The sequence below is a fragment of the Pseudomonas sp. 21615526 genome (assembly GCF_013386245.1).
GTDB lineage: Bacteria > Pseudomonadota > Gammaproteobacteria > Pseudomonadales > Pseudomonadaceae > Aquipseudomonas.
The window spans coordinates 1-4,595 of record NZ_JACAOM010000181.1 but is presented as its reverse complement, the minus strand read 5'-3'; the positions used below and the strand labels follow the sequence as shown (position 1 = coordinate 4,595).

Here is a 4,595-nt window from a genome sequence, read left to right as displayed (position 1 = left end):
GCTCAACCCGCTGTACAGCGAAGAACTGAAGAACTACCTCAACCGCTTCAGCCCCAACGACCCGTCGCCGCTGACGGACTTTGCCGCCGCCCTTACGTCGGCCACCGGCACTGAACTGCAGCAAGTGCTGGACTGCGTGCCCATGCTCAAGCGCATGGAAAAAGTCCTGCCGATGCTGCGCAAGGAAGTCGAAGTCGCGCGCCTGCAAAAAGAAATCTCCGCCGAAGTGAACCGCAAGATCGGCGAACACCAGCGCGAGTTCTTCCTCAAGGAACAACTCAAGGTCATCCAGCAAGAGCTGGGGCTGACCAAGGACGATCGCAGCGCCGACGTCGAGCAATTCGAACAGCGCCTGGTGGACAAGGTCCTGCCGACCCAGGCGCAGAAACGCATCAGCGAAGAAATGAACAAGCTGTCGATCCTGGAAACCGGTTCGCCGGAGTACGCGGTCACCCGCAACTACCTGGACTGGGCCACCTCGGTGCCGTGGGGCGTGTATGGCGAGGACAAACTCGACCTCAAGCACGCCCGCAAGGTACTCGACAAGCACCACGCCGGCCTGGACGACATCAAGAGTCGCATCCTCGAGTTCCTCGCCGTCGGCGCCTATAAGGGCGAAGTCGCCGGCTCCATCGTGTTGCTGGTGGGACCGCCGGGCGTGGGCAAGACCAGTGTCGGCAAATCGATTGCCGAATCCCTCGGCCGGCCGTTCTACCGCTTCAGCGTCGGCGGCATGCGCGACGAGGCCGAGATCAAGGGCCATCGCCGCACCTACATCGGTGCGATGCCGGGCAAGTTGGTGCAAGCCCTCAAAGATGTGGAAGTGATGAACCCGGTGATCATGCTCGACGAGATCGACAAGATGGGCCAGAGCTACCAGGGCGACCCGGCCTCGGCCCTGCTCGAAACCCTCGACCCGGAACAGAACGTCGAATTCCTCGACCACTACCTGGACCTGCGCCTGGACCTGTCCAAAGTGCTGTTCGTGTGCACCGCCAACACCCTGGATTCGATCCCCGGCCCGTTGCTGGACCGGATGGAAGTGATTCGCCTGTCGGGCTACATCACCGAAGAAAAGGTCGCGATTGCCAAGCGTCACCTGTGGCCAAAGCAGCTGGAAAAAGCCGGCGTGTCGAAAAACAGCCTGTCCATCAGCGACGGCGCCCTGCGCGCCCTGATCGATGGTTACGCTCGCGAAGCCGGGGTGCGTCAGTTGGAGAAACAGCTGGGCAAACTGGTGCGCAAGGCGGTGGTCAAGCTGCTGGATGAGCCGGACTCGGTGATCAAGATCGGCAACAAGGACCTGGAAGCCTCCCTGGGCATGCCGGTGTTCCGTAACGAGCAAGTGCTGTCGGGCACCGGTGTGATCACCGGCCTGGCCTGGACCAGCATGGGCGGCGCGACCCTGCCGATCGAGGCGACGCGCATCCACACGCTGAACCGTGGCTTCAAGCTCACCGGGCAACTGGGTGAAGTGATGAAGGAATCGGCCGAGATTGCCTACAGCTACATCAGCTCGAACCTGAAGTCGTTTGGCGGTGACCCGAAGTTTTTCGATGAAGCCTTCGTGCACCTGCACGTGCCGGAAGGCGCCACGCCGAAAGACGGCCCGAGCGCGGGCGTGACCATGGCCAGTGCGCTGCTGTCGCTGGCGCGTAACCAGCCGCCGAAAAAAGGCGTGGCCATGACCGGTGAACTGACGCTGACCGGGCATGTGCTGCCGATTGGCGGGGTGCGCGAGAAGGTGATTGCGGCGCGGCGTCAGAAGATTCACGAGTTGATCTTGCCGGAGCCTAACCGGGGGAGCTTTGAAGAGCTGCCGGAGTACCTGAAGGAAGGGATGACGGTGCACTTTGCCAAGCGCTTTGCGGATGTGGCGAAGGTGTTGTTCTGATAGTTATGTAGCGCCTGAGCTGGCCTCTTCGCGAGCAAGNNCTTGCTCGCGAAGAGGCCGGTGCAGCCAACACAACGCCATCTGTCACACCTTGTCTCATCTTCGGTTATGCTCGCCCTTCGTCGCCAAACAACGGAGCCCCCATGACCGCTGCCCGTCTGCTTCTCCCCCTGAGCCTTTGCCTGCTCACCGCCTGCGCCAGTGCGCCGAAGCAAAACGTCACCGTGGAAAAACAGAGCGCCTGCCCGCTGCAACTCAAGACCGGGCAAAACCTGATCCTGACCCTGCCCAGCAATCCCACCACCGGTTACCGCTGGGCCATCCAGGACTCGGCCGGCGGCGTGCTGCGCAGCCTGAGCCCCGAGGTCTACAGCAACACCGACGACACCGGCGTGGTCGGCAGTGGCGGCCAATCCACCTGGCGCTTCCAGGCCTTCAACGCCGGCCAGGGCCGTTTGCGCCTCACCTCACAACAACCCTGGGAGCCGGAAGCTGAACCGGCCGAAACCTTCGACTGCGCCATTACGGTGAACTGATATGCCATGGATGATCCTTGCGTTGATGGGGGCGGTAACCTTTATCTACGGCCTGAGCACCCACGCCACCCTGCTCTGCCTGTTGGTAAAGCCATTGCCGGTACTGGCGCTGCTGGGCTGGCTGCATGATGCGCCGCCCACTGACTATCGACGCTGGATCAGCCTGGGGCTGATTTTTTCCCTGGTGGGCGATGTGCTGCTGGCCTGGCCCGGCGACCTGTTCATCTTCGGCCTCGGTGCGTTTTTGTTCGCACACCTGGCGTACCTGAAAGCCTACTTGAGCGACTGCCGCCGCCCGGCGATTTTGCCGCTGGTACTGGCGCTGGTGGTGGGCGCGATCTTGCTGAGCATTCTGATTTCCCATGGCCTGGGCCCATTGCTGGTGCCGGTGGTGGTGTATGCGCTGGTGATCAGCGCGATGCTGTGGCGAGCGCTTGCGCGGTTGGGCAGCGGCGTGCCCAAGCGCTCGGCATACCTGGCGGCCGCAGGTGCGGCGTCGTTCGTGTTTTCCGACACGCTGATCGGGGTCAATCGGTTTGTGGTGGCGTTTGAAGCGGCGCCGTATTTGCTGATTGTCAGCTACTGGCTGGGGCAGTGGGGCATTACGGCCTCTTCCTTTCCTCAGAAAAAAACCGTCAACCTGTAGGAGNNGCCGGCAAGCCAGCTCCTACGCTAAAATGCCCGGCTTTCCCCCTTCGTCGCCGGAACAGCCGTGAGCAAAGAACCCGATCGCCTATTCGCCCAGCCCCTGCCCCAGGTGCCGGACTTCGCCTTCAACGAAGACGTGGTGCGGGTTTTCCCGGACATGATCAAGCGCTCGGTGCCCGGCTACCCGACCATCGTCGAGAACCTCGGCGTACTCGCGGCGCAGTTTGCCCAGCCCAATAGTGTGCTCTACGACCTCGGTTCATCCCTCGGCGCGGTGACCCAGGCCCTGCGCCGTCACGTGCGCACCGACGGTTGCCGGGTGATCGCGGTGGATAACTCGGCGGCGATGGTCGAGCGTTGCCGCGAATACCTCAACGGCCAGGACTCGATGTTCCAGGAGTTGCTGCCGGTGGAGGTGATCGAGGGCGATATCCTCGCCCTGCAATTCCAGCCGGCTTCGGTAGTGGCGCTGAACTTCACCCTGCAATTTATCGCCCCCGAACAACGCCAGGCGTTGCTCTCGCGCATTCGCCAATCGCTGCTGCCGGGCGGAGCGCTGATCCTTTCGGAAAAGCTGCGCTTCAATGACCCGGAAGAACATGCGCTGCTCACCGATTTGCACATCGCCTTCAAGCGTGCCAACGGCTACAGCGAACTGGAAATCGCCCAGAAGCGCAGCGCCATCGAAAACGTCATGAAGCCCGACAGCCTCGAAGAACACCGCGAACGCCTGCTGGCGGCCGGGTTCTCGAAAGTCGTGCCGTGGTTCCAGTGTCTTAACTTTGCCTCGTTGATTGCCTTGCCATGATTGATCTTTCTCCCCTCGCCCGCCACCTGGTCGGCACTCCCCTGGCCGTATGGGCCCAGGGCCTGCAAGCGCAACTCGATGCGAAGATGGAAAAAGGCCATGGCGACCTGGAACGCTGGCAGAGCGCGCTGGATGCGCTGCCGAAGATCATGCCCAGTGAAATCGACCTGCTGAACGGCCTCGTGCTCGATACCGACTGCGACGACGACACCCGTGCGCAAATGCGTACTGCGCTGATGGGCCTTTGCCCGTGGCGCAAGGGGCCGTTCGATCTGTTCGGCGTGCACGTGGACACCGAATGGCGCTCGGACTGGAAGTGGTCACGGGTCGCGCCGCACCTGGACCTCAAGGGCAAACGCATCCTCGATGTGGGTTGCGGCAACGGCTATTACATGTGGCGCATGCTCGGCGCCGGCGCCGACAGTGTGATTGGCGTCGACCCGAACTGGTTGTTCTTCTGCCAGTTCCAGGCGGTGCAGCGTTATCTGCCGACGCCCAAGGCCTGGCACCTGCCGTTCCCGTTTGAAGACCTGCCGTCGAACATGGAAGGCTTCGACACGGTATTTTCCATGGGCGTGTTCTACCATCGCCGCTCGCCCATCGAGCATTTGCTGGCGCTGAAGGATTGCCTGGTCAAGGGTGGGGAGCTGGTGCTGGAGACGCTGGTGGTTGAAGGCGATCAGCAGCAAGTGCTGGTGCCGGAAGACCG

Annotated in this window: 5 protein-coding genes; all 5 read left to right on the top strand. The window is 62.2% G+C overall.

Translation table 11 applies throughout. The annotated features are described in order from the left end of the window. On the top strand, positions 1-1,894 hold a 1,894-nt coding region (gene lon, locus HX786_RS30400), incomplete at its 5' end, for an endopeptidase La (RefSeq protein WP_256735342.1). 143 nt (positions 1,895-2,037) lie between these two features. Then, positions 2,038-2,430, top strand: a complete 393-nt coding sequence (locus HX786_RS30395) for a protease inhibitor I42 family protein (RefSeq protein ID WP_178913018.1) — start codon at positions 2,038-2,040, stop codon at positions 2,428-2,430. Between the two features lies 1 nt (position 2,431). Beyond that, positions 2,432-3,076 (top strand): lysoplasmalogenase, encoded by a 645-nt coding sequence (locus tag HX786_RS30390; RefSeq protein ID WP_178913017.1) that lies wholly within the window; start codon positions 2,432-2,434, stop codon positions 3,074-3,076. 66 nt (positions 3,077-3,142) lie between these two features. Then, entirely contained in the window at positions 3,143-3,886 is a 744-nt protein-coding gene (gene cmoA, locus HX786_RS30385; protein WP_003210418.1) for a carboxy-S-adenosyl-L-methionine synthase CmoA, read from the top strand. Next, on the top strand, positions 3,883-4,595 hold a 713-nt coding region (gene cmoB, locus HX786_RS30380), incomplete at its 3' end, for a tRNA 5-methoxyuridine(34)/uridine 5-oxyacetic acid(34) synthase CmoB (RefSeq protein WP_178913016.1). The genes cmoA and cmoB, both read left to right, overlap by 4 nt.